This window comes from Streptomyces sp. UG1 (assembly GCF_049974585.1).
GTDB lineage: Bacteria > Actinomycetota > Actinomycetes > Streptomycetales > Streptomycetaceae > Streptomyces.
The window spans coordinates 116,302-140,046 of sequence record NZ_JBNGGG010000010.1; the positions used below are offsets into that span (position 1 = coordinate 116,302).

General features: G+C 72.6%; 24 protein-coding genes and 1 pseudogene. 9 read left to right on the top strand and 16 right to left on the bottom strand.

Annotation, left to right across the window (positions count from 1 at the left end; translation table 11 throughout):
- Positions 1–37 precede the first annotated feature (37 nt).
- Positions 38–631, top strand: coding sequence for a TetR/AcrR family transcriptional regulator (locus tag ACP4J3_RS13550; protein WP_426533853.1), 594 nt, complete (start codon positions 38–40; stop codon positions 629–631).
- A 206-nt stretch (positions 632–837) separates the two neighbouring features.
- Here ACP4J3_RS13550 and ACP4J3_RS13555 read toward each other — a convergent pair whose 3' ends face one another.
- Both ACP4J3_RS13555 and ACP4J3_RS13560 read right to left on the bottom strand, forming a co-directional pair.
- A complete protein-coding gene (locus tag ACP4J3_RS13555) occupies positions 838–1,578 on the bottom strand; it encodes a response regulator (protein WP_426533855.1) in 741 nt (246 codons plus the stop codon).
- Positions 1,575–3,569 carry a sensor histidine kinase gene (locus tag ACP4J3_RS13560; protein WP_426533857.1) on the bottom strand — a complete coding sequence of 665 codons (1,995 nt, stop codon included), beginning with the start codon at positions 3,567–3,569 and terminating at the stop codon, positions 1,575–1,577. Before ACP4J3_RS13560 ends, ACP4J3_RS13555 begins: the two co-directional genes overlap by 4 nt.
- A gap of 176 nt (positions 3,570–3,745) precedes the next feature.
- Between ACP4J3_RS13560 and ACP4J3_RS13565 the strand changes: the two genes are divergently transcribed.
- Positions 3,746–4,321: a hypothetical protein gene (locus ACP4J3_RS13565; RefSeq protein ID WP_426533859.1), complete on the top strand. Its 576-nt coding sequence runs from the start codon at positions 3,746–3,748 to the stop codon at positions 4,319–4,321.
- A 67-nt stretch (positions 4,322–4,388) separates the two neighbouring features.
- Here the strand turns inward: ACP4J3_RS13565 and ACP4J3_RS13570 are convergent, their stop codons facing one another.
- From ACP4J3_RS13570 to ACP4J3_RS13580, 3 genes are all read right to left on the bottom strand, one after another.
- On the bottom strand, positions 4,389–5,603 hold the full coding sequence (locus ACP4J3_RS13570) for an acyl-CoA dehydrogenase family protein (RefSeq protein WP_426533861.1): 1,215 nt from the start codon (positions 5,601–5,603) through the stop codon (positions 4,389–4,391).
- Positions 5,604–5,609: 6 nt separating this feature from the next.
- The gene (locus ACP4J3_RS13575) at positions 5,610–6,644 is read right to left on the bottom strand and encodes a phosphotransferase family protein (RefSeq protein ID WP_426533863.1); all 1,035 of its coding nucleotides are present in this window, start codon (positions 6,642–6,644) and stop codon (positions 5,610–5,612) included.
- A gap of 184 nt (positions 6,645–6,828) precedes the next feature.
- A complete protein-coding gene (locus ACP4J3_RS13580; RefSeq protein ID WP_426533865.1) occupies positions 6,829–7,125 on the bottom strand; it encodes a hypothetical protein in 297 nt (98 codons plus the stop codon).
- A 110-nt stretch (positions 7,126–7,235) separates the two neighbouring features.
- On the opposite strand from ACP4J3_RS13580, the gene ACP4J3_RS13585 reads away from it, so the two are divergent.
- Positions 7,236–8,213 carry an NADP-dependent oxidoreductase gene (locus ACP4J3_RS13585; protein ID WP_426533867.1) on the top strand — a complete coding sequence of 326 codons (978 nt, stop codon included), beginning with the start codon at positions 7,236–7,238 and terminating at the stop codon, positions 8,211–8,213.
- A 911-nt stretch (positions 8,214–9,124) separates the two neighbouring features.
- On the opposite strand, the gene ACP4J3_RS13590 is transcribed toward ACP4J3_RS13585, so the two are convergent.
- The 4 genes from ACP4J3_RS13590 to ACP4J3_RS13605 are packed head-to-tail and all read right to left on the bottom strand — an operon-like array spanning position 9,125 to position 11,311.
- Positions 9,125–9,454, bottom strand: a complete 330-nt coding sequence (locus ACP4J3_RS13590) for a DUF202 domain-containing protein (protein ID WP_426533869.1) — start codon at positions 9,452–9,454, stop codon at positions 9,125–9,127.
- Positions 9,451–9,843 (bottom strand): YidH family protein, encoded by a 393-nt coding sequence (locus ACP4J3_RS13595; protein ID WP_426533870.1) that lies wholly within the window; start codon positions 9,841–9,843, stop codon positions 9,451–9,453. The genes ACP4J3_RS13590 and ACP4J3_RS13595 overlap by 4 nt, the downstream gene beginning before the upstream one ends.
- Positions 9,844–9,853: 10 nt before the next feature.
- Positions 9,854–10,381: an NUDIX hydrolase gene (locus ACP4J3_RS13600; protein ID WP_426533872.1), complete on the bottom strand. Its 528-nt coding sequence runs from the start codon at positions 10,379–10,381 to the stop codon at positions 9,854–9,856.
- A gap of 33 nt (positions 10,382–10,414) precedes the next feature.
- Positions 10,415–11,311, bottom strand: coding sequence for a DMT family transporter (locus ACP4J3_RS13605; protein ID WP_426533874.1), 897 nt, complete (start codon positions 11,309–11,311; stop codon positions 10,415–10,417).
- Between the two features lie 303 nt (positions 11,312–11,614).
- On the opposite strand from ACP4J3_RS13605, the gene ACP4J3_RS13610 reads away from it, so the two are divergent.
- The 5 genes and pseudogenes from ACP4J3_RS13610 to ACP4J3_RS13630 form a co-directional block, all read left to right on the top strand.
- Complete coding sequence (locus ACP4J3_RS13610) at positions 11,615–12,565, top strand: hypothetical protein (protein ID WP_426533876.1); 951 nt, start codon at positions 11,615–11,617, stop codon at positions 12,563–12,565.
- A gap of 36 nt (positions 12,566–12,601) precedes the next feature.
- Positions 12,602–14,149: an APC family permease gene (locus tag ACP4J3_RS13615; RefSeq protein ID WP_426533878.1), complete on the top strand. Its 1,548-nt coding sequence runs from the start codon at positions 12,602–12,604 to the stop codon at positions 14,147–14,149.
- Between the two features lie 102 nt (positions 14,150–14,251).
- Entirely contained in the window at positions 14,252–15,001 is a 750-nt protein-coding gene (locus ACP4J3_RS13620; RefSeq protein ID WP_426533880.1) for a molybdopterin-dependent oxidoreductase, read from the top strand.
- Entirely contained in the window at positions 15,001–15,639 is a 639-nt protein-coding gene (locus ACP4J3_RS13625; protein WP_426533882.1) for a cytochrome b/b6 domain-containing protein, read from the top strand. The genes ACP4J3_RS13620 and ACP4J3_RS13625 overlap by 1 nt, the downstream gene beginning before the upstream one ends.
- 24 nt (positions 15,640–15,663) lie before the next feature.
- Positions 15,664–15,804: pseudogene (locus tag ACP4J3_RS13630) on the top strand (cytochrome b/b6 domain-containing protein); the annotation flags it as partial.
- 51 nt (positions 15,805–15,855) lie between these two features.
- Here ACP4J3_RS13630 and ACP4J3_RS13635 read toward each other — a convergent pair.
- The 5 genes from ACP4J3_RS13635 to ACP4J3_RS13655 all read right to left on the bottom strand — a co-directional run bounded on the left by ACP4J3_RS13635 (position 15,856) and on the right by ACP4J3_RS13655 (position 21,002).
- A complete protein-coding gene (locus tag ACP4J3_RS13635) occupies positions 15,856–17,043 on the bottom strand; it encodes a hypothetical protein (protein ID WP_426533884.1) in 1,188 nt (395 codons plus the stop codon).
- A gap of 135 nt (positions 17,044–17,178) precedes the next feature.
- On the bottom strand, positions 17,179–18,204 hold the full coding sequence (locus tag ACP4J3_RS13640; protein WP_426533886.1) for an L-idonate 5-dehydrogenase: 1,026 nt from the start codon (positions 18,202–18,204) through the stop codon (positions 17,179–17,181).
- Positions 18,205–18,218: 14 nt separating this feature from the next.
- Complete coding sequence (locus tag ACP4J3_RS13645; protein ID WP_426533888.1) at positions 18,219–18,983, bottom strand: SDR family oxidoreductase; 765 nt, start codon at positions 18,981–18,983, stop codon at positions 18,219–18,221.
- A gap of 27 nt (positions 18,984–19,010) precedes the next feature.
- Positions 19,011–20,438: a GntP family permease gene (locus ACP4J3_RS13650; protein WP_426533890.1), complete on the bottom strand. Its 1,428-nt coding sequence runs from the start codon at positions 20,436–20,438 to the stop codon at positions 19,011–19,013.
- 45 nt (positions 20,439–20,483) lie between these two features.
- Complete coding sequence (locus ACP4J3_RS13655) at positions 20,484–21,002, bottom strand: gluconokinase (RefSeq protein ID WP_426533892.1); 519 nt, start codon at positions 21,000–21,002, stop codon at positions 20,484–20,486.
- Between the two features lie 141 nt (positions 21,003–21,143).
- On the opposite strand from ACP4J3_RS13655, the gene ACP4J3_RS13660 reads away from it, so the two are divergent.
- Positions 21,144–21,845: a FadR/GntR family transcriptional regulator gene (locus ACP4J3_RS13660; protein ID WP_426533894.1), complete on the top strand. Its 702-nt coding sequence runs from the start codon at positions 21,144–21,146 to the stop codon at positions 21,843–21,845.
- Here ACP4J3_RS13660 and ACP4J3_RS13665 read toward each other — a convergent pair.
- Positions 21,842–22,216 carry a YchJ family protein gene (locus ACP4J3_RS13665; RefSeq protein ID WP_426533896.1) on the bottom strand — a complete coding sequence of 125 codons (375 nt, stop codon included), beginning with the start codon at positions 22,214–22,216 and terminating at the stop codon, positions 21,842–21,844. The genes ACP4J3_RS13660 and ACP4J3_RS13665 overlap by 4 nt on opposite strands.
- A gap of 133 nt (positions 22,217–22,349) precedes the next feature.
- Entirely contained in the window at positions 22,350–23,693 is a 1,344-nt protein-coding gene (locus tag ACP4J3_RS13670) for a M1 family metallopeptidase (protein WP_426533898.1), read from the bottom strand.
- Between the last annotated feature and the right edge of the window lie 52 nt (positions 23,694–23,745).

Below are 23,745 nucleotides of genomic sequence, written 5' to 3' on the forward strand. Positions count from 1 at the left end.
AGCAGGCAGAGACCTCGGAAGGGCAGGTGGCGGGACAGTGGCCAGGACGACGGACGGAGACGGTACGCCCGTCCCGCAGCGGCTGCTCGCCGCCGCCACCCGGCTCTTCGCCGAGCAGGGCTACGACCGCACCTCGGTGCAGGAGATCGTCGAGGCGGCCGGCGTCACCAAGGGAGCGCTGTACCACTACTTCGGCTCCAAGGACGACCTCCTGCACGAGGTGTACGCGCGCGTGCTGCGCCTCCAGCAGGAGCGCCTGGACGCCCTCGCGCAGGCCGACGAGCCGGTCGAGAAGCGGCTGCGGGCCGCGGCGGCGGATGTCGTGGTGACGACCATCGACAACCTCGACGACGCGATGATCTTCTGGCGGTCCATGCACCACCTGAGCCCGGAGAAGAACAAACAGGTGCGCGCCGAGCGCCGGCGCTACCACGAACGTTTCCGCGCGCTCATCGAGGAGGGCCAGGAGGCGGGCGTCTTCTCCAAGGCGACCCCGGCCGACCTGGTGGTCGACTACCACTTCGGCTCGGTCCACCACCTGTCGACCTGGTACCGGCCCGACGGCCCCCTCAGCCCGCAGCAGGTCGCCGACCACCTGGCGGACCTGCTGCTGAGGGCGCTGCGGCCCTAGGCCCTGTCGTCAAATTCCCGCCTGCCGCGCGGCGCCATGCACGCTCCCCCACTGCCTTAAGGGCGTGGGAGGTGCCCCCACTCGCCGCACCGCGTGGAAGCCTACGTAGCTCCGCTACGTAGGCTTCCACGCGGCACGCCGAGAGCACGCACCTGACGCCGCGCGGCCCGCCCTTCGGGCGGACGACGGGAATTTGACGACAGGGCCTAGGCCTCGGGCGGTGCCGGGCCCAGTCCCGCCTCCCGGGCCCAGGCGGCGGCCTCCGAGCGGTCCGCCACGCCGAGTTTGGCCAGCACCGCGGACATGTGGTTGCTGACCGTCTTCGCGGACAGGCCGAGACGGGCGGCGACCGCCGAGTTGGGGTGGCCCTCGGCGATCAGCGCGAGGACGTCCCGCTCCCGTGGAGTCAGCTCCGGACACGGATCGGGCTCGGGCAGCGGACGGCTCAGTTGCCCGAGCACCCGGCGGGCCACCCCGGGGCCGAAGATCGCCTCCCCGGCGGCGACCGCCCTGATCGCCCGGACGATCTCCTCCTGTCCGGCGCCCTTGAGGACGTATCCGCGAGCCCCCGCGCGCATCGCCGCGAACACCGAGTCGTCCTCCTCGACCATGGTGAGCATCAGCACGGCCACCGAGGGCGCCACCCGGCCGATCTCCCGGGTGGCCTCGATCCCGTTCAGATCGGGCATCCGGATGTCCATCACCACCACCTGCGGGCGCAGCGTCACCGCCTCCCGCACCGCCTCCCGCCCGCTCGCCGCCACGCCCACGACCCGGACCGGCGGCGACCCGTCCCGCACCGACTCCAGCAGCGCGGCCAGCCCCGTACGCACCACCGGGTGATCGTCGGCGAGTACGACGCGCAGCGCGCCGTCCGCATCGGCCGCCGCGGAGCCGGCGCCCGCCCGCCCGGCGATGCCGTGGCCCTGCGCACCGTCCCGCTTCATGCCGTCCCTCCCAGGGGCAGCCGCGCCACCACCCGTCCCCGCCCCGCCACACAGCTTCCGCCGAGTTCGGCGGCCCGCTCCTGCATGGACGTGATGCCCACACCGGGCCGCCACGGCGTCTCCTCGTCCACCGGCGCCCCGTCGTCGCACACCTCCAGGCACAGCCCGTCGCCGATCTCGATGCTCAGGTCCACCTGCGAGGCGCGGGCGTGCCGGGCCGCGTTGGTCAGGGCCTCGGTCGCGATCCGGTACGCGGCGACCTCCACGGCGGCGGGCAGCGCCGGCAGTCGGTCCGGCGCCCGCACCCGGACCCGGAGCGGGGCACCGTCCGCACGCCAGGACAGCCGGGCGGCACGCGCCCGCAGGGCGCCGAGCAGACCGAGCTGGTCCAGGTCCGGCGGCCGCAGTCCGTCGACCAGCCGCCGTACCTCCGTGACCGCGCCCCCGATCTCCGCCCGCACCTCGGTGAGCAGCCCGGCCGCCCGCTCCTGGTCGAAGGCGAGCAGATTGCGCACCGCGTCCGCCTGGAACGCGGCCCCGGCCAGCGTCGGCCCGAGCCCGTCGTGCAGATCCCGGCGGATCCGCCGCCGCTCCTCCTCCCGCGCGGCGACGATCCGCTCCCGGGAGTGCTGCAACTGGCGGGACAGGTCGGTGGCGTGCAGCGCGGCCGCCAGCGGTACGGCGAGCAGTTCCAGGACGGCCAGGTCGGCCGGCGCCGGCTGCTGCTCGCCGGGGCGCAGCCCGACCACCAGCTCACCGACGGTCCGGCTGTCGTAGCCCAGCGGCACGGTGTGCGTGGGCCCCGCCAGGGCGCCCCAACTCGCGCCGCCCGCCCCCGACTTCGACGCCACGCGCACATACGGCAGCCGCAGCGCCTCGCCCACCGCCTCCGGCACCGCGCCGATCCCGGTCCCGGCCAGCCGCTCGCCGATCCGCGAGACCGCGCGCACCGGGTCGTGCCGGTCGCCGTACAAGGTCCGGTCCACCATGCGCTGCAGCAGCCGACGGGCCGGCTCGAAGCCCAGGGCGAGGGCGACGGTGACCAGGGCGGGGCCGAGGAGTTCGGGTCGCGGGTCGAGCAGCCACTGCAGGAACGTGACGAGGCCGGCGTACGCGGCGACCAGGCCGACCGTCAGCGCCCCGTACAGCAGGCTGCGGGAGACGACGACACGGATGTCCAGCAGTTCGTGGCGAACCACGGCGATCACGATGGCGACCGGCAGGAACAGCGTGCAGTACGACGTGTAGACCGGCGGGAACCCGAAGAGCTGCAGCAGCACGCTCAGCCCCAGCGGCATCATGCCGGCGATCAGCCACAGCAGCCGGCGCCGGTCCTGCTCGCCACCGCGCCGATAGCGCAGGCACAGCACCGTGAACACGGCCGTCAGCACCAGGCAGGCCTTGGCGGTCTCGACGTCCCGCAGGAAGGGCATCCAGCCGCCGGGCACCGGCAGATACGCCGGCTGGGCCGCGGTGCCGTGGAACAGCCCCCAGTCGTCCCGCCCCCAGATGGCCAGGTCGAGGGGCATGGACACCACCTGGGCCAGCAGCGCCCAGCGCAGGCGGCGGTCGGGCAGCCGTCCGTCGGGAAACAGGAAGAACACCAGCACGAACGCCGTCGCGGCGCCGGCGATCCACGTGTGCCGTCCGACGGTGGTCAGCGTGCTCAGCAACTCCGGGGACCAGCCCACCCGCAGCCCCTCGGCCGCCAGTCCGATCGACAGTCCGGTGAACGCGTGGCCCAGGCCGTAGGCGACCAGCAGCCACCCGGTGGGGTTGCGCGGCCGGTGCAGCGCGATCACCGTGCCGCACACGGGGTAGGCGAAGCCGACCGCCAGGTCGATGAGCATGTCGTAGCGCAGCAGGTCCCGCGCCGGGACCCCGGCCGTCGCCAACGCCCAGCTCCCCGCGGTCACCTGGGCCAGCGCCAGCCCCAGCAGGGCGTACGCCGCCATCGTGCGCCGCCGGGTCCGCCCGTGCCGGTCCTCCATGCGCCCCATCGTCCCGGTGCGATGACCCGGGCGTCATGGGAACGGTTCCCGGTTCATCCGGGAGAGGTTCCGGGGCCCGCCCGGCGGATCCCTCTCAACTCCCGGTCCCCGCCGACGCGATGCTCATGGCAGCCGGCGGGTGAAGGAGCCGTCGGTCTGGAACTCGGGGGTGGAACATGCTTTCAGTGAATCGGCGTCTGGTGGGCCTCGCCATGGCGTCCGCAGTCGTGCTCGGCGGCGCGGCGGCCGTGCCCGCGGCGGCGGAGGGTGGGGCGGCCGAGGCTCAGGCGCGGCACTGCCGGTACTCGGTCGACAACGCCTACATCTACAAGCGCTGGAGCGAACTCGGCGGCAGCGACGGCTTCCTGGGCTGCCCGCGCACCGGCACGAAGAACGTCACCGTCAACGGCGTGTGGAGGGGACAGCGGCAGTACTTCGAGAACGGCAACATAACCCGGTCGTACTACCAGGGACGCAGGATGGTCATCGCGGCGTGGGAGCGCGACGGCCACGCCTTCTTCAACTGGGGCACGACGAGCCCGCGCTACTACGACACCTTCGTCGTCCGCTACACCAGCCCCGCCGAGACACAGGGCCGGGAGCGCCAGGTCGGCAGGGGGACGTCCGGCGGGATGTGGGTCAAGAAGCGCACGACCGGCGACTACACGTTCCGTGTCAAGGGCTGCTACAAGTCCGCGCAGGGCCTGAGGTGCCCGCTGGGCTGGACGCTGACGGCGACCACCCGTAACTGACCGACACCACTCGGGGGAGCGGGGCCGGTGCGGGCACGTACGCCCGCACCGGCCCTCGCGCGCCGTCCTACAGGTACTTCTTCAACTCCCGCCGCGCCAGCGACCGTTGGTGCACCTCGTCCGGCCCGTCGGCGATCATCAGGGTCCGCGCCCCGGCGTACAGCTCGGCCAGCGGGAAGTCCTGGCTGACGCCGCCCGCGCCGTGCAACTGGATCGCCCGGTCGATGATGTCGACGACGGCACGCGGCGTGGCGATCTTGATGGACTGGATCTCGGTGTGGGCGCCCTTGTTGCCGACGGTGTCCATCAGCCAGGCGGTCTTCAGGACCAGCAGCCGCAGTTGCTCGACGGTCACGCGCGCGTCGGCGATCCAGTTGTGCACCACGCCCTGCCGGGCCAGTTCCTTGCCGAACGCGGTACGGGACACGGCCCTGCGGCACATCAGCTCGATCGCACGCTCCGCCATGCCGATCAGCCGCATGCAGTGGTGGATCCGGCCGGGTCCGAGCCGGGCCTGGGCGATGGCGAAGCCGCCGCCCTCCTCGCCGATCAGGCTGGACACCGGCACGCGCGCGTGGTCGAAGATCACCTCGGCGTGGCCGCCGTGGTAGTGGTCCTCGTAGCCGAACACCTGCATGGCGCGCTTGACGGTCACGCCCGGGGTGTCGCGCGGGACGAGAACCATGGACTGCTGACGGCGGATGTCCGCGCCGTCCGGGTCCGTCTTGCCCATCACGATGAAGATCTTGCAGTCCGGGTTCATCGCCCCGGAGATGTACCACTTGCGGCCCGTGATGACGTACTCGTCGCCGTCCCGCTCGATGTGCGTGGTGATGTTGGTGGCGTCCGAGGAGGCCACCTCCGGCTCGGTCATCGCGAACGCCGAGCGGATCTCACCGGCCAGCAGTGGCTCCAGCCACTGCTTCTGCTGCCGCTCGTCGCCGAACTGCGCCAGCACCTCCATGTTCCCGGTGTCCGGGGCCGCGCAGTTCAGCGCGGTCGGCGCCAACTGCGGGGAGCGGCCGGTGATCTCGGCCAACGGGGCGTACTGGAGGTTGGTGAGCCCCGCGCCGTGCTCGGCGTCGGGCAGGAAGAGGTTCCACAGGCCCTGCCTGCGCGCCTCGGCCTTGAGCTCCTCGACCACGGCCGGGGTGTCCCACGGGGACGCCAGCGCGGCCCGCTGCTCCTCCGCGACCGCCTCGGCCGGATAGACGTACTCGTCCATGAAGGCCAGCAGCCTGGCGCGCAGCTCCTCGGTGCGTGCGTCGAACGCGAAGTCCATGTCCCGTCAGCCTTCCTGGATGCCTTCTTGCAGAGTGGTCAGACCGTGCTCGATGAAGACGGGGACCAGGTCGCCGATGCGGTCGAAGCCGCGGCCGACCGTCTGGCCCAGCGTGTAGCGGTAGTGGATGCCCTCCAGGATCACGGCGAGCTTGAACCAGGCGAACGCGGTGTACCAGGAGACCGCGGAGACGTCGCGCCCGGAGCGTTCGGCGTAGCGCCGGATCAGCTCGGCGGGCGCGGGATGCCCGGGTGCCTCGGCGGTCGTGGAGACCGGGGAGTCCGCCATGCCCAGCGGCATGCTGTACATCACCAGCAGGCCCAGGTCGGTGAGCGGGTCGCCGAGCGTGGACATCTCCCAGTCGAGGATCGCCTTGATCCGGTCGTCGTCACCGATCAGGACGTTGTCGAGCCGGTAGTCGCCGTGCACCACGGCGGGCGCGGGGGAGGTGGGGAGCTGCCGGCCGAGCGTCGCGTGCAGTTCGTCGATGCCGGTCAGCTCGCGGTTGCGGGAGGCGTCCAACTGCTTGCCCCAGCGGCGCAACTGCCGGTCCAGGAAGCCCTCGGGGCGGCCGAAGTCCGCCAGGCCCACCGACGCCGGGTCCACCGCGTGCAGTTCGACGAGGGTGTCCACCAGCGACAGCACCGCGTCCCGGGTGCGCGCCGGGCCGAGCGGGGCGAGCTGGTCGGCGGTGCGGTACGGGGTGCCCTCGACGAACTCCATGACGTAGAACGGGGCCCCGAGCACGTCTTCGTCCTCGCACAGCAGCACCGGCCGCGGCACCGGTACGTCCGTCGGGTGCAGCGCGCTGATCACCCGGTGCTCGCGCTTCATGTCGTGTGCCGTGGCGAGCACGTGGCCGAGCGGGGGCCGGCGTACGACCCACTTCGAGGTGCCGTCGGAGACCGCGTAGGTGAGGTTCGACCGTCCGCCCTCGATCAGCCGGCCGGTCAGCGGACCGTGCGCCAGACCGGGCCGCTCGCGCTCGAGCAGGCCGTGCAGCCGTTCGAGATCGAGTCCGGGCGGATGGTCGGGGCTCATACATCGCTCCTAAGGACAGGTGGACCGGAGGGTCGGGTGAACGCGACCTGACTCATGATGCCGACCAGTCGGTATGTCGTCCAGTGGAGGAGCCGAACGTGATCAGGGCCACGATAGGCCGACAGCTCCCCGGGCGAAGCGCCGGGGAGCTGTCGGTGGTGCCTTCTCGGCCAGTGGGCCGGGCTCAGTGGTCGTCCCAGTGGCCCTCGTGCGGGGCGTGCCGGTGGCCGTCGTGGAGGTAGTCGACGTGGTCGCCGTGCAGAACGCTCTCGTGTCCGCAGTCGGCGCCGTGCTGATGGGTGTGGCCTTCGTGTGCGACGTGCCCTTCCGCCTCGCACTCGTCCCAGTGGCCGGCGTGCTCGCGGTGCAGATGGCCGTCGTGCGCGTAGTCGGTGTGGTCGCCGTGCGGCACCGCGGTGTGGCCGCAGCCGGGGCCGTGGGCGTGCGTGTGGGAGGGGTGTTCCATATGAAGGGTGGTCATGCTGCTCACCTTCGGGGGTGGGTTGTGACGTAGCACAGGCTGCCACGCGAACGCCGCATATCGGGTCATTCGGCTTGCGTGGCGCCGCGTCGGCCCGGAGGGTCGAACCCATGAAGGGCATCAGCTACTCACGCTACGGCGGGCCCGAGGTGCTCGCATACGGCGATGTGCGCGACCCGCGGGTGGGCCCGGACTCGGTCCTGGTCAAGGTGCGGGCGGCGGCGGTCAACCCGGTCGACTGGAAGTGCCGCGAGGGTCATATGGACCGGCTGCTGGAGCCGGTCTTCCCGGTGGTCCCGGGCTGGGACGTCGCCGGTGTGGTCGTCCAGCCGGGCGTGTCCGTCACGGAGTTCGCGGTCGGCGACGAGGTCATCGGGTACGTGCGCGAGGACGTCCTGTCCCACGGCACCTTCGCGGAGTACGTCGCCGCCCCCGTGCGCACCCTCGCGCGCAAGCCGCGCAACCTCACCTGGGAGCAGGCGGCCGGACTGCCGCTGGTGGGGCTGACGGCGTATCAGGTGCTGACCAAGGTGCTGCGGATCGGGCACGGCGAGACCGTCCTGGTGCATGCCGCGGCGGGCGGGGTCGGCTCGATCGCCGTCCAGCTCGCCCGCCATCTGGGCGCCCGGGTGATCGGCACGGCGAGCGAGCACAACCACGACTTCGTACGCGACCTGGGCGGCGAGCCCGTGGAGTACGGCGACGGTCTGACGGAACGGGTGCGCGGGCTGGTGCCCGAAGGCGTGGACGCGGCGTTCGACACGGTCGGCGGGGAGGCGCTGAAGGTCTCGGCCAACCTCCTGGCCCCCGAAGGCCGTCTGGTGTCGATCGCCGACCCGGACGTCTTCGACTACGGCGGCCGCTACTACTTCGTCCGCCCCGACCCGGAGGACCTGCTGCGGCTGTCCGAGCTGGCGGAGCAGGGCGTGGTGACGGTGCATGTCTGCGAAACGTTCCCACTGGACCGCACGGCCGACGCCCACCGACTGAACCAGGAGGGCCGCACGCGCGGCAAGATCGTGGTGACCGTGGACTGGGAGACGGAGGAGACGGTGGCGCTGGAAGGGCTGTGGCAGGGGGCGGAGTAGCGGACGGCGACTGTTGGCAGCCGCTTGGGCGTCGGGGGGTCGCTGGGCGTCCGGCCGTGGCTTCGGCGTCGGGGGGTTGCTTGGGTGTCCGGTCGTGGCTTGGGTGTCTGGGGGTTGCTTGGGTGTCCGGTCGTGGCTTGGGTGTCCGGGGGTTGCTTCGGCCTCCGGCCGTGGCTTGGGCCTCCGGGAGTCGCTTCGGCCTCCGGCAGCGGCTGGCGATCCCCGGCCGCGGCTTGGTCCTCCGGCAGTCGCTTCGGCGCTCCGGCAGCCGGGGCTGTTCGTCGCGGCGGCGTTCCACGACACCGGGCCGACGTCGGGGTGCGCCCGGGTGCGGGGCGGATTCCCCGGCCGTTCGGCCGCGTCGCTCGACCGCTTCCTCGCCGGGCACGGCGTGGCCGAGGCGCGGTGCGCGGCGCCGACCCGGGCGGTCCGTGAGCACATGCGGCCCTGGCCCGCCCCGCACGCGGGCCGGGAGGCACGGCTGGTGCACTTCGGGGCCTGGCTGGACGTCACCGGTCGCGGCGGCCGCCGGCTGCCGGGCGAGCGGCGGCGGTTGGCCGCGCTGGCGCCCACTCCCTGGTACGCCCTGTCATTCCACTCCGGCAGCCTCTTGGCCCCCCGAATCTGCTTCGGCTCTCCGGCGGTGGCTTGGGACCCTCGGCAGCCACTTTGCCCTCCGGCAGCCGCTTCCGCTCCCGGCAGCCGCTCCGGCAGCCTCTTGGCCCTCCGAATCCGCTTCGACCCTCCGCGGCGGTGGCTTTGGACCCCCGGCAGCCACTTGGCCCTGCAGCAGTCGCTTCCGCCCCCGGGCAGCCGCTCCGGCAGCCTACCGGCCCCCCGAATCCGCTTCGGCCCACCGGCAGCCGCTTGGCCCCTGGCATCCGCTTGGCCCCCCCCGGAAACCCCCGCCCTCAGAAGAGCAACGCCGCGCCGCACACCGCCAACGCCGCCGTGATCAGGATCGTGGCCGTCGCCTGTCGCGGGGCCAGTGCCGGGGGTTCGGGTGATGCGGTGAGGGTGCGGATCCGGTGGTGGGCGAGGGTGAGGAAGGCCAGCCACAGGAGGCAGGCCAGGGCGCCGGCCATGACCCCGGTCGCCGAGAGGCCGCCCTGCAGCGCGGTCTTCACGGCGAGCACGGCGACCACGGTGCCGGACAGCGTCGTACGGCGCCATGCCAGCCGCGTCCGTTCGGGCTGGAGCCCCGGGTCCCGCACCGGCTCCGCGGCCGCCCCGGCGCTCACCCCTCCCACCCGACGAGCACGACGACGACCATCGCGAGGGCCACCACCGCGACCACGAGGCTCAGCACCGCCGGGAACCGCGACACCGGCAGGTCCTCGCCCCGCCGCATCGCCCGCTCGCAGCGCACCCAGTGATTGACCGCCCGCAGTGAGCACAGCACGCCCGCCGCGAGCAGCGCCAGCGCGAGCCCGACCCGCCAGCCCCAGCGCAGGTCCGGCAGGAACTGGTCGACCGCGAAGCCGCCGCCGATCAGGGCGAGGGCGGTGCGCAGCCAGGCCAGGAAGGTGCGCTCGTTGGCCAGCGAGAACCGGTAGTCGGGGGTGCCGCCCTCCCGCCGGATCTGCTGCGGCGCGAACCACAGCCGGACGTTTCGCACGAACTCGCTCACCTGCCCGACCCTATCCGGCGCCGGATCCACCCGACCGATGGGCCCGGAGCCGCTCGAACGCCGCCAGCCCGTCCGGCACCCACGCCCACTCGGCCAGTCGCCGCTCCACCTCGGCCCCGCTCAGGAAGTCGTACCAGGCGACCTCCTCCACCTGAGGGCTCACCGGCAGCTCGCAGCGCACCTCGTACACCGCCGACCACCAGCTCTGCCCGGCGCCGTCGTCGTACAGGAACTTGAACAGATACGTCGGCCGCGGCAGCCCGCTCACCCCGAGTTCCTCCTCGGCCTCGCGCAGGGCGGCGTCGTCGTACGACTCGCCCGCGCCGACCACCCCGCCGACGAACATGTCGTACCGCGAAGGGAACACCAGCTTGGTGGGCGTACGGCGATGCACGAAGAGCCGTCCCTGTGCGTCCCGTGCCTCGATGAAGACACAGCGGTGACGCAGCCCCTTGGCGTAGGCCTCGCCCCGCGGGGACCGTCCGACGACCCGGTCGTTCTCGTCGACGATGTCGAGGATCTCGTCAGCAGAACTCATGGGGCCATCCAAGCAGGGCGGCCCAAGCCTCGGTCAGGCCGTCTGGACGGCGGCCGCCGCCCGGCGGGGCTGGGGCGCGCCGCACGGCATCGCCGAGTGGGTGCCGAGGAGGATGATGCCGACCACGATGCCGGCGAGGCCGGCCGACTCCCAGGCCAGGGCGCCCGCGTCGGTGCGCAGGCGGTCGCCGAGGAAGCCGACCCCGCAGAGGATGCCGGCCAGCGGCTGGGCGGCGGTCAGGGCGGGCAGGGACATGCGCAGGGACGCCGTCTCGAAGGCGCTCTGGACCAGGATCAGCCCGGTCAGGCCGAGCGCCACCACGGCGTACGGCTGCCAGCCGGTCAGGACCTCCATGATGCCGCCCTCGGCGAACCGCTGTCCGGTCACCCGCGTCAGGGCGTCCTGCACGCCGTAGAGGAGGCCGGCGGCGGTCGCCAGCAGCGCCGGGCCCGAGCTGAGCCGGGAGCGCTTGGCGTATGCCGTGAGCAGCAGGGCCGCTCCGATCATGACGCCGATGATCAGCCAGTGGCGGAGTGGATCGCTGGTGGCTGCGCCGCCGGTCGGCTGGCCGGCGACGATGAACGCCGTCACGCCGCCCGCGAGCAGTGCGAGGCCGATCCAGCCCTGGCGGCCCAGCGGCTGCTTGGTCTGGCGTCGGGAGAGCATCAGCGCGAACAGCAGGTTCGTCGCGAGCAGGGGTTCCACCAGCGAGATCTCGCCCTGGCCCAGCGCCATCGCCCCCAGCGCCATGCCGACCACCATCAGTCCGATGCCGCCGAGCCAGCGCGGCACCTTCATCAGGTCGAGCAGGATCCGCGGCGAGAGGAAGTCGCTCAGTGGCGCCTTCTGGGCCGCGTTCTGCTGGAGCACGAAGCCGAAGCCCAGGCAGCACGCAGCGGTCACGGCGAGTATCAGAATCTGGAGCGACACGCTGCGTACCTCGAATCCTGCCGGGCGGACGGGATGCGTAAGGGCCGACTGTAACGGCCCCGAGCCCGGCGTGCGCGTCCTGCAATCGTGCGGTGAGCGGGACGAGGATGCCATGACGTACGCCACACAGACCGAATAAATCGGGCATTGCGGACGGCCTGAATGTCACAACTGCCCCGTCAGTAACGGGACTTGACGCGTGTAACGGCTCGTCGGCCCTTGACGTGAACCCTTGGCTGGGGGTTTGCTGCGAGTGATCGTTCGATGACTGTCCACAATTTGCTCACAACAGGTCCCAAAACGGTGTCCCCACCTCCGCCACCCCTCGGCCGTGGCCGAAAACGCGCCGCCCACGCCTTCGACGAGGCCCTGGACGACGCCGAGCTGGCCGACGCCCGCGCCGCCCTGACCCAGGGCCGCTGGCAGACCGCCCGCTCGCTGCTGGCCCGCACCGGCGACGACTGGGACCGCCGGGGGCACCGCGTCACCGTCCTCGCCCAGGAGCCGCACTGCGCCCCCTGGACCCGCGACTGGCTGCTCGCCGAGCCCGACTCCGCCGACGCCGCCGTCCTGCTCGCCCTCGCCCAGGTCCGGCGCGCCTTACGCGGCAAGGAGAAACCGGTCCGCGCCCGCGAGTCCTGCCACGCCGCCGCCGAGCTCGCGCCCGCCGACCCCACCCCCTGGCTCGGCCTGCTCATGCTGGAGTGCTCCCTCGGCGCCGAGCCCGAGGTGCGCCGCCTCTTCGCCGAGGTCCGCGCCCGGTACCCCGACCACCACCACGCCCACCACCTGATGGCCGCCCGGCTCGCCGAGCATCGCTCCGGCACCGGTGTCGACCCGCTGCACGAGGTGTACGACTTCGCCAACGCGGCCGCCGAGCGGGCCCCGGCCGACTCCCCGCTCGCCATCCTCCCGGTCGTCGCCCACGCCGAGCGCTACCGCGTGCTCGCGGCGGCGGGACACGAACCCCGGGACGCCACCGCCTCCGGGCACTGGACCGGCCGCCGGGCCCGGCAGGTGATGCGGGCCGCCTTCGACTGGTGGCTGGAGTGGGAGCAGGAGGGCCACCCGCGCCGCCTGATCGACCTGAACTTCCTCGCCCACGCCAAGGTCTGCGAAGGCCGGGGCGCCGAGGCCGCCGCGCTGTTCCACCGCATCGGCGAACACGCCACCCCGTCCCCGTGGTCGTACCCGGACCGCGACCCGTACCCCGCCTTCCGTGCCGCACGCGACACCGCGCTCGGCACGGCGTAACGCCCCCAACCGCAGTCGACCCAAGGACGGTCCCCGATGACCACGGGCAGTTCCAGTACCAGCAGAGCCACCGCGGACGGCGGCGGCATCAGCACCTTCAAGGGGCAGGACCGGGCCCTGCGCGCCGACCGGCTGGGCACCACGGGCCTGCTGCTGTCCGTGCTCGCCGCCACCGCACCCCTCATGGTCGTCGCGGGTGTCATGCCCACGACCTTCGGGGTGATGGGCATCCTCGGCCAGCCGCTGCTCTTCGTGATCCTCGGCCTCGTCCTCGCCCTCTTCAGCGTCGGGTACGCCGAGATGAGCCGGCACGTGCACAACGCCGGCGCCTTCTACGCCTACATCTCCCGCGGCCTCGGCGGCACGGCCGGCGCCGGCGCCGCGATGGTCGCGCTCGTCGCCTACAACTCCCTCCAGGTCGGCATCTACGGCATCTTCGGCTTCGAGGTCTCCGGGCTGTTCGCCACCTACCTCGAGATGGACGTCGCCTGGTGGATACCGGCCATGCTCGCCGCCCTCGTGGTCGGCGCGCTCGGCTGGCTGAAGATCGACCTCAACGCGCGCGTGCTCGGCGTGCTGCTGCTCATCGAGGTGATCCTCGTCGTCATCTTCGACGTCGCGGCCATCGGCAACCCCGGCACGGAGGGCCTGTCCCTGCACGCCTTCAACCCGGACACACTCACCGGCGCCGGCTTCGGCACCGCGCTGTGCTTCTCCGTCGCCGCCTTCCTCGGCTTCGAGCAGGCCCCCGTCTACGCCGAGGAGACCAGCCGCCCGCACGTCCTGGTGCCCCGCGTGATGTTCCTGGCCATCGGCGGCATCGCGGTGTTCTACACGATCACCTGCTGGGCGTACACCGTCGCCGCCGGGCCCTCGGCCATCGTGGGCACCGCCGAGAAGCAGAGCGCGGGCCTGCTGTTCTTCCTCACCACCGACCTGCTCGGCGAGACCTTCACCGACGTCCTGCACGTGCTGTTCGTGACCGGCATGTTCGCGGCGATGCTCAGCTTCCACAACGTCGTCGCGCGCTACGCCTTCGCCATGGGCCGCGAGGGACTGCTGCCGTCCGCCTTCGGCCGCACCAGCGGCGCGAGCGGCGCCCCCGGCACCGGATCGCTGCTGCAGACCGTGGTCGCCCTCGTGGTCGTCGCCGCCTTCGCGCTCGCCGACGACAAGCCGACCGGCGACCCGACCGCACCGGTCCTGCACCTGTTCACCTGGATGGGCAGCCTCGGCGCGCTGGGCGTCGCCACGCTGATGGCCGCCGCGTCGATCTCGGTCATCGCCTTCTTCGTCCGCCGCGGGGCCGCGGCCGCCCAGTTCTGGCGGCTGGCCGCCTCCGGGCTCTCGGTCCTCGCGCTGGCCTTCATCGTCGTCTACACCGTCAAGGACTTCGACGTGCTGATCGGCGCGGGCCCCGGCTCGACCCTGAGCTGGGCGCTGCCCGCCGTCATCGCCCTCGCCCTGGCCGTCGGCCTGGTCCAGGGCCTGCTGCTGCGCTCCCGCGCCCCCGAGCGGCACGCCCGCATCGGGCTCGGCAACGAGGCGTTCCAGTTGGAGAAGGCGGCGACCGATGAGTCGTAGCGGCGGACCGCCCATGAGGGCAGCGTAAGAAGTGATTACGGAACCCTGACGAGCTCCCGCGATCCCTGGTCCGCCCGGGGTCGCGGGTGTTCGAATGAGTGGGTGAACCCCGAAGAACCCGAGAACGAGGGCACAGCACAGGGCGAGGAGAAGGGCAGGCCGATCGGCCGCCGAGTCCTGCTCGGCACCCTCGGCCTGGGCGCCCTCGGCGTGGCCGCCGCGCCCACCCTCCAGCGCGGCCTGGAGGCCTTCCTCGCGAGCGCCTCCGACAAGGACCCCACCGGCCTGACCGAGCTGCTGCCCAACGGCGGTGGCTTCCGCTACTACTCGGTGACCTCCTCCGTCCCCCGCAAGAACGCCACCACCTACCGCCTCAAGATCGACGGCCTGGTGGACAGCCCCCGGACCTACACGCTCGCCGACCTGCGCGCCCTGCCGCAGACCCGGATCGTGCGCGACGTCCAGTGCGTCACCGGCTGGCGGGTGCCCAGCACGCCCTTCGAGGGGGTCCGCCTGTCCGAGCTGCTCGACGCCGCGGGGGTGCGCAAGGGCGCCGGCGCGGTGCGCTTCACCTGCTTCGACGGCGCGTACAGCGAGAGCCTGACCCTCGACCAGGCCCGCCGCGCGGACGTCCTGGTCGCCCTGCGCATGCAGGACAAGGACCTGGGCCACTCCCACGGCGGCCCGGTCCGCCTCTACGTGGCCCCCATGTACTTCTACAAGTCGGCCAAGTGGCTCTCCGGCATCACCGTCACCGAGGACGTGAAGCCGGGCTACTGGGAGGAGCGGGGCTACGACGTCGATGCCTGGGTCGGCCGCTCCAACGGCCGCGACGACAAGCCCACGAGCTGATGACGAGCCTACGAGTCGACACCCCGGACGCCGCCCCCGGCGACACCACCGGCGTGCGCCGCTTCGGCCCGGCCACCCGCTGGGTGCACCGCACGACGGCCGCGCTGATGGGCGTGTGCGTGGTGACGGCGGCCTGCCTCTACGTCCCGCAGCTCGCCGAACTGGTCGGCCGCCGCGAGCTGGTGGTCCGCGTCCACGAATGGGCCGGACTGGCCCTGCCCGTGCCCGTCCTGGCCGGCCTGGCCTCCCGGCTGTTCCGCGCCGACCTCGGCCTCCTCAACCGCTTCGGGCCGCACGACCGCGTCTGGCTGCGCGCCGCCCTGCATCGCGACAAGCGGCGCTCATCCCGGCCCGCGGGCAAGTTCAACGCCGGGCAGAAGATCTACGCGGCCTGGATCGCCGGCGCCACGCTGGTGATGCTCGGCACCGGCCTCATCATGTGGTTCACCCACCTCACGCCCCTTCAGTGGCGCACCAGCGCGACCTTCGTCCACGACTGGCTGGCCCTCACCATCGGCATCGTCCTCGCCGGCCACATCGGCATGGCCCTGGGGGACCCGGAGGCCCGCCGGGGCATGCGCACCGGGGTGGTCAGCCGTGAGTGGGCCGAGCGTGAGCATCGGTTGTGGCGACACTGACACGGCGAGGGTGAGCGGGCCTGGTGGCCGGCCTTGATCGTCGGCATGGTTCTAGCGGGCGGCATCGGCATGGCCCTGGGCGATCCGGAGGCCCGCCGGGGCATGCGCACCGGGGTGGTCAGCCGTGAGTGGGCCGAGCGTGAGCATCGGTTGTGGCGACACTGACACGGCGAGGGTGAGCGGGCCTGGTGGCCGGCCTTGATCGTCGGCATGGTTCTAGCGGGCGGCATCGGCATGGCCCTGGGCGACCGGGAGGTCCGCCGGGGCATGCGCACCGGGGTGGTCAGCCGTGAGTGGGCCGAGCGTGAGCACCAGTTGTGGCGACACTGACACGGCGAGAGGGACGGGCTCCGACTCGGGTGACTCCGAGGCGCCGGGCGTCTGAGTGCCCGCGCTCGGATCCGGGACCACGTCGGCGGCCGCGACCGTGAAGGCACCGGGCAGCCGCACCTCGGCGCCGCCGTACCGTACGGCCACATCGACGGGGCCCGGCTCCAGCTCCGGTACGGCCACGGACAGCACCACCCTCTCGCCCGGCTCCGGCCGCAGCACGGGCACCCCGGCCACCTGCCGCCCACCGATGCTCACGGCCGCGTCCCGCAGCAGCTCGGCAGGGTCGAAGTAGGCGTCCGCCAGCTCGATCCCGATCACCTCACCGGGTTTCGCCGCACCGTCGCCGCCGGTGTCCACCCCGGCGATCCGGTAGCCGCACGCCGGGGCACCGCTCGACGAGGGCTCCAGCCGCACGGTGGCCCCCGGATGCCGCCGGTGGAAGTCGAGCAGCCCGCCCAGCACGTCGTAGGCGGCACGCCCCTTGCATGAGCCGGCCCGGCCCGCCGCCGCGGCATGCTCCCGAGCCGCCTCCTCCCAGCCGCCGCCCTCGCCCTGTACGGCCAGACAGGCGGTGGCCAGGCCGCGCAGCAGCGCCCAGTCGCCGTCGGCCGGCGTCCGCGGGACGAGGTCCAGCGCGCTCCGGCACTCGGCGGGGTCGCGCAGCAGGTCGTACACGCTCGCCGGGTCGGGGGTGCCGTCGGCGTCGGGTGAGTCGGGGCCGGGCGGGAGCCATTCGGGGACTTCGAGGAGCTTGCGGGTGACGGACGGGCTGGGGGAGGGGCTCGCGGGCGCGCTCGTCGTGCCGCCGTCCTCGGACGCGCTCGGCGTGCCCGTGGCGGCGGGCGCACCGATGTGCCCCTCGGGCTGTGGCCGTAGCGGAGGGGTGACGTCGCCCGGCAGGCCGGAGGGGAGGCCGGGAGGGCCGGAGGTGGGGCCGGCGGTCACGGTCGTGTCCCCGCGGCCCCTGCCGTCCGCCGGACCACCCCCGTCGCTGGTGAAGGCCGCGGCGGCCACCGCCACCGCCCCTACGACGAACAGCCCCGAGATACGCCTCCCGAGAGAAATCGCCATGACGCCCCCCGATGTTCGTGCCCCCGGGCGGCGACGGCCTCGGGGGTCACCTCATCATCGGGCCGAAGACGCCCCCCGGGGAAGCCACTCCAGGTGAACGTCGGTGCGAGTTCCGGCACTCGGCACCGCGGACGCTCAGCCTCCGAAGTCCAGCAGCACCTTGCACGACCGGCCGCGGTCGGCCGCCAGCGCGAATGCCGACTCGGCCTCCCGCACCGGCAGCACCGCGCTGACCAGCCCGTCGAACGACGGCTCGGCGGCGAGCAGTTCCAGCGCCGCGTCGAACTCGGCGTCGAAGCGGAACGCCCCGCGCAGCTCGATCTCCCGGCTCACCACGAGGTTGCCCGCGAACGGGCTCCGCCCCGGCGGCAGCATCCCGAGCTGCACCACGACGCCACCGCGCCGCACCAGCCGCAGACAAGTGTCAAGACCGGCCGCCACCCCCGACGCCTCGACCGCCGCGTCCACCTCGGAGGGCCACCCGGTGTCGCCCGGATCGTCCGCCCGTACGACGGTGTCGGCGCCGGCGATCCGCGCGTACTCGAGGGCCGTCGGCAGCAGGTCCGTCACCGTCACCCGCGCGGCGCCCGCCGCCCTCACCGCCGCGACGACCAGGCACCCGATGGGCCCGGCACCGGTGACCAGGACATGCCTCCCCGCCACCTCCCCGGCCCGGCGCACCGCGTGCAGCGCCACCGACAGCGGCTCGGCGAGCGCCGCCCGCCGCAGAGCCAGGCCGGCCGGGAGCGGCCGCAACTGGCCCGCCGGGACCGTCACTCGGTCCGCGAAGGCGCCCTGCACATGCGGAAAGCGCGCCGCACTGCCGAGGTAGCGGGTGTCCCGGCACACCTGGCGCCGCCCGTCCGCGCACTCCGGGCAGGTGTCGCAGGGAGTGGCGGGGTGCACGGCGACGGCCGTACCGACGCGGGGACCCGAGGCCCCGTCGCCGTACGCCACGACCGTCCCGACCACCTCGTGCCCGAGCAGCATCGGCTCCCGCAGCCGGAAGTCGCCGACCCCGCCGTGCCGCCAGTAGTGCAGATCGGAACCGCAGACCCCGCCGTAGCGCACGGCCACCAGCGCCTGTCCGGGGCCGGGCTCCGGCACCGGCAGTTCCTCGACCCGCAGGTCGCCCTGACCGTGGATCACACAACCGAGCATTCCCGAAGGCTCCTTCACAGCACGCTGGTCATGCCGCCGTCGACATACAGCACCTGTCCGCTGACGAAGTCCGCGGCCGGCGAGGCGAGGAACAGCACCCCGCCCACCAGGTCCTCGGTACGGCCCCAGCGGCCGGCCGGGGTGCGGCGGCGCACCCACGCGCTGAACTCCTCGTCCCGGACCAGGGGCCCGGTCAGCTCGGTCTCGATGTAGCCGGGGCCCAGGCCGTTGACCTGGACGCCGTACGGACCCCAGTCGGCGCACATGCCCTTGGTGAGCATCTTCAGCGCGCCCTTGGTGGCGGCGTAGGGCGCGATGCCCGGGCGGACCACCTCGCTCTGCAGCGAGCAGATGTTGACGATCTTTCCGTGGCCGCGTTCCGTCATCCGCCGGGCGGCCTCCCGGCCCACCAGGAACGCGCTGGTGAGGTTGGTGTCCAGGATGCGGTGCCAGTCCGCGTCGGTGAACTCCAGCAAGGGCGCGCGCAGTTGCATCCCCGCGTTGTTGACCAGGATGTCGAGCGGACCCACCCGCTCCTCGACGTCCGCGATCCCGGCCGCCACCGAAGGGCCGTCGGTGACGTCGAACACGGCCGTGTGGACCCGGTCGCCGGGCAACTCGGCGGCGGCCTTGGCGAGGCGTTCGCCGTCCCGCCCGTTGAGGACCACCGTGCAGCCGGCCTCCGCCAGGCCGCGGGCGAGTGCGAGGCCGATGCCCCGGCTGGAGCCGGTGACCAGGGCGGTGCGGCCGCTGATGTCGAAGAGGGGGTGAGCCGTCATCGTCGTATCCCTGAAGGAGTCGTAGCGCTAAATGATCAGCGAGAGCAGCAGGACCACACCACCGGCGACCACCGAGATGATCGTCTCCATGACGGACCAGGTCTTGATGGTCTGGCCGACGCTGAGGCCGAAGTACTCCTTCACCATCCAGAAGCCCGCGTCGTTGACATGGCTGAAGAACAGCGAGCCGGCTCCGATGGCCAGGACGAGCAGGGCCGCGTGGGTCGTCGACATGTCGGCCGCGAGCGGGGCGACCAGACCGGCCGCGGAGACCGTGGCCACCGTCGCCGAACCCGTCGCCAGCCGGATCGCCACCGCGATCAGCCAGGCCAGCAGCAGCGCCGGGATCGACCAGTCCTCGGAGATGTCGAGGACCATCTGGCCCACGCCGGTGTCGATCAGCGTCTGCTTGAAGCCGCCGCCCGCGCCGACGATCAGCAGGATGCCCGCGATGGGCGCGAGGCTCTTCTCGACCAGCGGCGAGATGCGCCGCTTGCCGAACCCGGCGGGCCTGAGCAGGGTGAAGATGCCGACGAGCACGGAGGCCAGCAGGGCGATCAGCGGGGAGCCGATGACGTCGAAGACCCGCTGGACGGTGTTCTCGGGGTCGTCGACGACGATGTCGACCAGTGCCTTGGACAGCATCAGGACGACGGGGAGCAGGATGGTGGCCAGCGTCGCGCCGAAGCCGGGACGCCGGTCCAGGTCCTCGGAGGCGCGCTGCGCGGGGGTCTGGGGGGAACCCCCAGTTGAGCTCAGCATGCGCTCGGGGGCCGGGACGTCCACCCAGCGGGCCGCGTACCGGGAGAACACCGGGCCGGCGATGATCACCGTCGGTATGGCGACCAGGACGCCGAGCGCCAGCGTGACCCCGAGGTTGGCGTCCACCGCGTCGATGGCGACCAGCGGGCCGGGGTGCGGCGGCACCAGGCCGTGCATCACGGACAGACCGGCGAGCGCCGGGATGCCGATGCGCATCAGCGAGTAGTTGCCGCGCTTGGCGACCATCAGCACGACCGGGATCAGCAGCACGACGCCGACCTCGAAGAACAGCGGCAGCCCGATCACCGAGGCGATGAGCACCATCGCCCACGGCATCGAACGGCCGCCCGCCTTGGCGAGGATGGTGTCGACGATCTGGTCGGCGCCGCCGGAGTCGGCGAGCATCTTGCCGAGCATCGCGCCGAGCGCGATCAGCACGCCCACGCCGGCGACCGTGGAGCCGAGCCCGGCGGTGAAGCTGGTGATGACCTTGTCGAGCGGCGCCCCGGCGATGGCGCCGAGCGCCAGCGAGCCGAGGGTCAGCGACAGGAAGGCGTGGAGCTTGAACTGGGTGATGAGCAGCACGATGACGGCGATGCCCGCCAGCACGGCGATGCCCAGTTGGGCGTGGCCGGCCGAGGTGATGGGCTCGACGGTGTCCGCTGCCAGCATCTCGACGCTGAGTCTGGTCACGGGGGTTCCCTTGCAGTACGGGGAGGACGGAGAGAGGGGGAGGGGCTAAGCGCTCGCCTCGGGGAGCGTCGTCAGGGCCGACATGGCCCGTTCGGCGATCTCCTCGGGGCTGCCCGACACATCCACGACGACTCCGGCCTCGTCCGCCTGGAGCGGCTGGAGCGTGGCGAACTGGGAGTCGAGCAGCGCGGTCGGCATGAAATGCCCCTGCCGGTGCGACATCCGGTCCTCGATGACCGCGCGGTCCCCCGCGAGGTGCACGAACACCAGGCCCGGCGCGGCGGCCCGCAGCCGGTCACGGTACGACCGCTTCAGCGCCGAGCAACTGACCACCCCGCCGAGCCCGGCCCGCCCGTGCGCCCAGGTGCCGATGCCATCCAGCCAGGGCCACCTGTCGTCGTCGTCGAGCGGGGTGCCGGCCGACATCTTGGCGATGTTGGCCGGCGGGTGGAAGTCGTCGCCCTCGGCGTAGGGGACGCCGAGCCGGGCCGCGAGCAGGGGACCGATGGTGGTCTTTCCGGTGCCCGCTACGCCCATGACCACGACGACATGGGGGGTACTCATCGCTGCCTCACTGTCTGCGCAGGTGTCCGTCGACACGTGATGTCGACGGACACTGAAACCCATTAGGTACGACGAATTCAAGAGGCTGTGACTTATAAGTCTGACTTTTTGGATCCGTGATCCACCACGTACGCTGAGTACATGACCACCACGGGCCGGGGTCTGCACGGCCATGTACTGGAAACACTCGGCCCCGCGATCACCGCCGGCGAGTACCCGCCCGGCAGCGTGCTGCGCACCGACGAACTGGCGCAGCGCTTCGACGTGTCCCGCTCGGTGATGCGCGAGGCGGTCCGCGTCCTGGAGTCCATGCACCTGGTGGAGTCCCGCCGCCGGGTGGGCGTGACGGTCCGCCCGAAGGCCGAGTGGAACGTCTACGATCCCCAGGTCATCCGCTGGCGTCTGGCCGGCGCCGACCGTCCCGGGCAACTGCGCTCGCTCACGGTCCTGCGCTCGGCGATCGAACCGGTGGCCGCCGGCCTGGCGGCGAAGCACGCCACCGCCGAGCAGTGCGCCGAACTCACCGAGTGCGCCCTGGGGATGGTCGCCCACTCACGCGGCCACCAACTGGAGGGCTACCTCGTCCACGACATCGCCTTCCACCGCGTCATCCTCACCGCCTCCGGCAACGAGATGTTCGCGCGCCTGGGCGACGTGGTCGCCGAGGTCCTCGCGGGCCGCACCCACCACGAGGTCATGTTCGAGGACCCCGACCCGGCGGCGGTCACCCTGCACGTCCAGGTCGCGGAGGCGATCCGCGCCGGCGACGCGGTGCGAGCGGAGCACCTGGTCCGCGAGATCACGGTCGGGGCGCTTCAGGAACTGGACATCCTGGCGCCCTAGCTCAGGAACTCCCCGTCGACGTACACCCACGCCCCGTCGACCCGCTCGAACCGGCTGCGCTCATGCAGTGACCCACCCCGGTACGAGGCCCGGAAGGTCACGGTCCCCGTGGTGTGGAACGCCGAGCCGTCCGTCGTCCCCAGGATCTCCAGCCCGGTCCACCGCATCCCCGGATCGAGCTCCAGCCGCGCGGGCCGCGTCCGCGGATGCCAGGTGCGCAGCAGGTACGCCGCATCGCCCTTGACGAACGCGCTGTACCGCGACCGCATCAGCGCCTCGGCGGTGGGCGCGGCGGCCTGACCGGCGTGGAAACGGCCGCAGCACTCGCCGTAGGCCTTGGACAGCCCGCACGGGCAGGGACGCGTGGTCATGGCCGCCATTGTGCCAAGCGCTCCGCTGGAGCGGCCGCGATGGTAGTCGGTCGTCTGCGGCGCGGTTGTGGCTGGTCGCGCCCCGCGGCGGAGCCGCTTGTCGATACCGCCCCGCGCCCCTTTGGGGCCGCTGCTAGCCCGCCGCCCGTGTCCGGGCCTCTGGCAGCGGTGGTAGCGCCGTGCCGTACACCCACTGCTTGAACAGCTCCTCCACCGGCTCCGGCGTGAACCGGGCCACATGCGCGACCAGGGCGGCCGTCGTCACCGACCCGCCCCGGTGCAGCTGGGCCCAGCCACGCAGCATGCGGAAGAAGGCGATGTCGCCCAGGGCGCAGCGCACCGCGTGCAGGACGAGGCCGCCGCGTTCGTAGAGGCGGTCGTCGAACATCGACTTGCGGCCCGGATCCCGCAGTCGCAGATCCTGTGGCTGCGACGCCAGCAACCGGTGTGCGGCGGCGGCGAGTTGCTGCGCGGTACGCCCGCCCGAGCGCTCCGACCACAGCCACTCCGCGTACTTCGCGAACCCCTCGTTCAGCCAGATGTGCCGCCAGTCCGCGATGGACACGCTGTTGCCGAACCACTGGTGCGCCAGCTCGTGCGCGACCAGCCGCTCCGAACCCCGCGCCCCGTCCACGTGGTTGGCGCCGAACAGCGACAACCCCTGTGCCTCGACGGGCACATCGAGCTCCTCCTCGGTCACCACGACCGCGTACTCGTCGAACGGGTAGGGCCCGAACAGCTCCTGGAAGACCTCCATCATCTGCGGCTGACGCGCGAAGTCCCGCGAGAAGTCACCCAGCAGATGCGCCGGGATGTGCCCGTGCTGCGGCACCCCGCCCAGGCCCGGGTCGCCCAGCAGCACCGTCTGGTACTTGCCGATCGACAGGCCGACCAGATAGCTGGACGTCGGCGCCGACTGCTCGTACACCCACGTCGTGGTCGAGGCCTTCGTCGTCCGGGTCAGCAGGCGCCCGCCCGCCACCACCGCGTACGCCGACGGCGTGGTGACCGAGATCTGGTACGACGCCTTGTCGGCGGGCCGGTCGTTGCACGGGTACCACGACGGCGCCCCGATCGGCTGGCTCGCCACCAGCGCCCCGTCCTCCAGCTCCTCCCAGCCGAGCCCGCCCCAGGGGCTGTTCACCGGCTTGGGATTGCCCGACCAGTGCACCTCGACCGTGAAGGCCGCCCCGGCGCGGACCGGCTTGGCGGGGCGCACGCGCAGCCTGCCGCCGCGGTGGGTGTAGTGCGGCTGCCGTCCGTCCACCCGGACCCGCCCGATCCGGAAGCCCGCCAGGTTCAGCACGAACTCGGGCAGCGGCGCCCGTCCCGCGATGGCGTTGATGCGGGCCGTCCCCGACAGCCGGTTCGGGCCGGGGCGGTAGTCCAGCGCCAGCTCGTACCGGTGCACCCGGTACCGCGGGTCGCCGTGCTCCGGGAAGTACGGGTCCGCGCCCGCCGCCTGCTGAACTGCCACCGCTGTCTGTGCTCCCTGCGCGTTGCTGCTGCCACTCCGTGCCGGCCCACCG

Bases quoted from the DNA above. Each gene is read 5' to 3' on its own strand.
- ACP4J3_RS13555 (WP_426533855.1), bottom strand. From the start codon at position 1,578: ATGAAGCGGGACGGTGCGCAGGGCCACGGCATCGCCGGGCGGGCGGGC.
- ACP4J3_RS13560 (WP_426533857.1), bottom strand. From the start codon at position 3,569: ATGGAGGACCGGCACGGGCGGACCCGGCGGCGCACGATGGCGGCGTAC.
- ACP4J3_RS13565 (WP_426533859.1), top strand. From the start codon at position 3,746: ATGCTTTCAGTGAATCGGCGTCTGGTGGGCCTCGCCATGGCGTCCGCA.
- ACP4J3_RS13570 (WP_426533861.1), bottom strand. From the start codon at position 5,603: ATGGACTTCGCGTTCGACGCACGCACCGAGGAGCTGCGCGCCAGGCTG.
- ACP4J3_RS13575 (WP_426533863.1), bottom strand. From the start codon at position 6,644: ATGAGCCCCGACCATCCGCCCGGACTCGATCTCGAACGGCTGCACGGC.
- ACP4J3_RS13580 (WP_426533865.1), bottom strand. From the start codon at position 7,125: ATGACCACCCTTCATATGGAACACCCCTCCCACACGCACGCCCACGGC.
- ACP4J3_RS13585 (WP_426533867.1), top strand. From the start codon at position 7,236: ATGAAGGGCATCAGCTACTCACGCTACGGCGGGCCCGAGGTGCTCGCA.
- ACP4J3_RS13600 (WP_426533872.1), bottom strand. From the start codon at position 10,381: ATGAGTTCTGCTGACGAGATCCTCGACATCGTCGACGAGAACGACCGG.
- ACP4J3_RS13615 (WP_426533878.1), top strand. From the start codon at position 12,602: ATGACCACGGGCAGTTCCAGTACCAGCAGAGCCACCGCGGACGGCGGC.
- ACP4J3_RS13625 (WP_426533882.1), top strand. From the start codon at position 15,001: ATGACGAGCCTACGAGTCGACACCCCGGACGCCGCCCCCGGCGACACC.
- ACP4J3_RS13635 (WP_426533884.1), bottom strand. From the start codon at position 17,043: ATGGCGATTTCTCTCGGGAGGCGTATCTCGGGGCTGTTCGTCGTAGGG.
- ACP4J3_RS13640 (WP_426533886.1), bottom strand. From the start codon at position 18,204: ATGCTCGGTTGTGTGATCCACGGTCAGGGCGACCTGCGGGTCGAGGAA.
- ACP4J3_RS13645 (WP_426533888.1), bottom strand. From the start codon at position 18,983: ATGACGGCTCACCCCCTCTTCGACATCAGCGGCCGCACCGCCCTGGTC.
- ACP4J3_RS13655 (WP_426533892.1), bottom strand. From the start codon at position 21,002: ATGAGTACCCCCCATGTCGTCGTGGTCATGGGCGTAGCGGGCACCGGA.
- ACP4J3_RS13660 (WP_426533894.1), top strand. From the start codon at position 21,144: ATGACCACCACGGGCCGGGGTCTGCACGGCCATGTACTGGAAACACTC.
- ACP4J3_RS13665 (WP_426533896.1), bottom strand. From the start codon at position 22,216: ATGACCACGCGTCCCTGCCCGTGCGGGCTGTCCAAGGCCTACGGCGAG.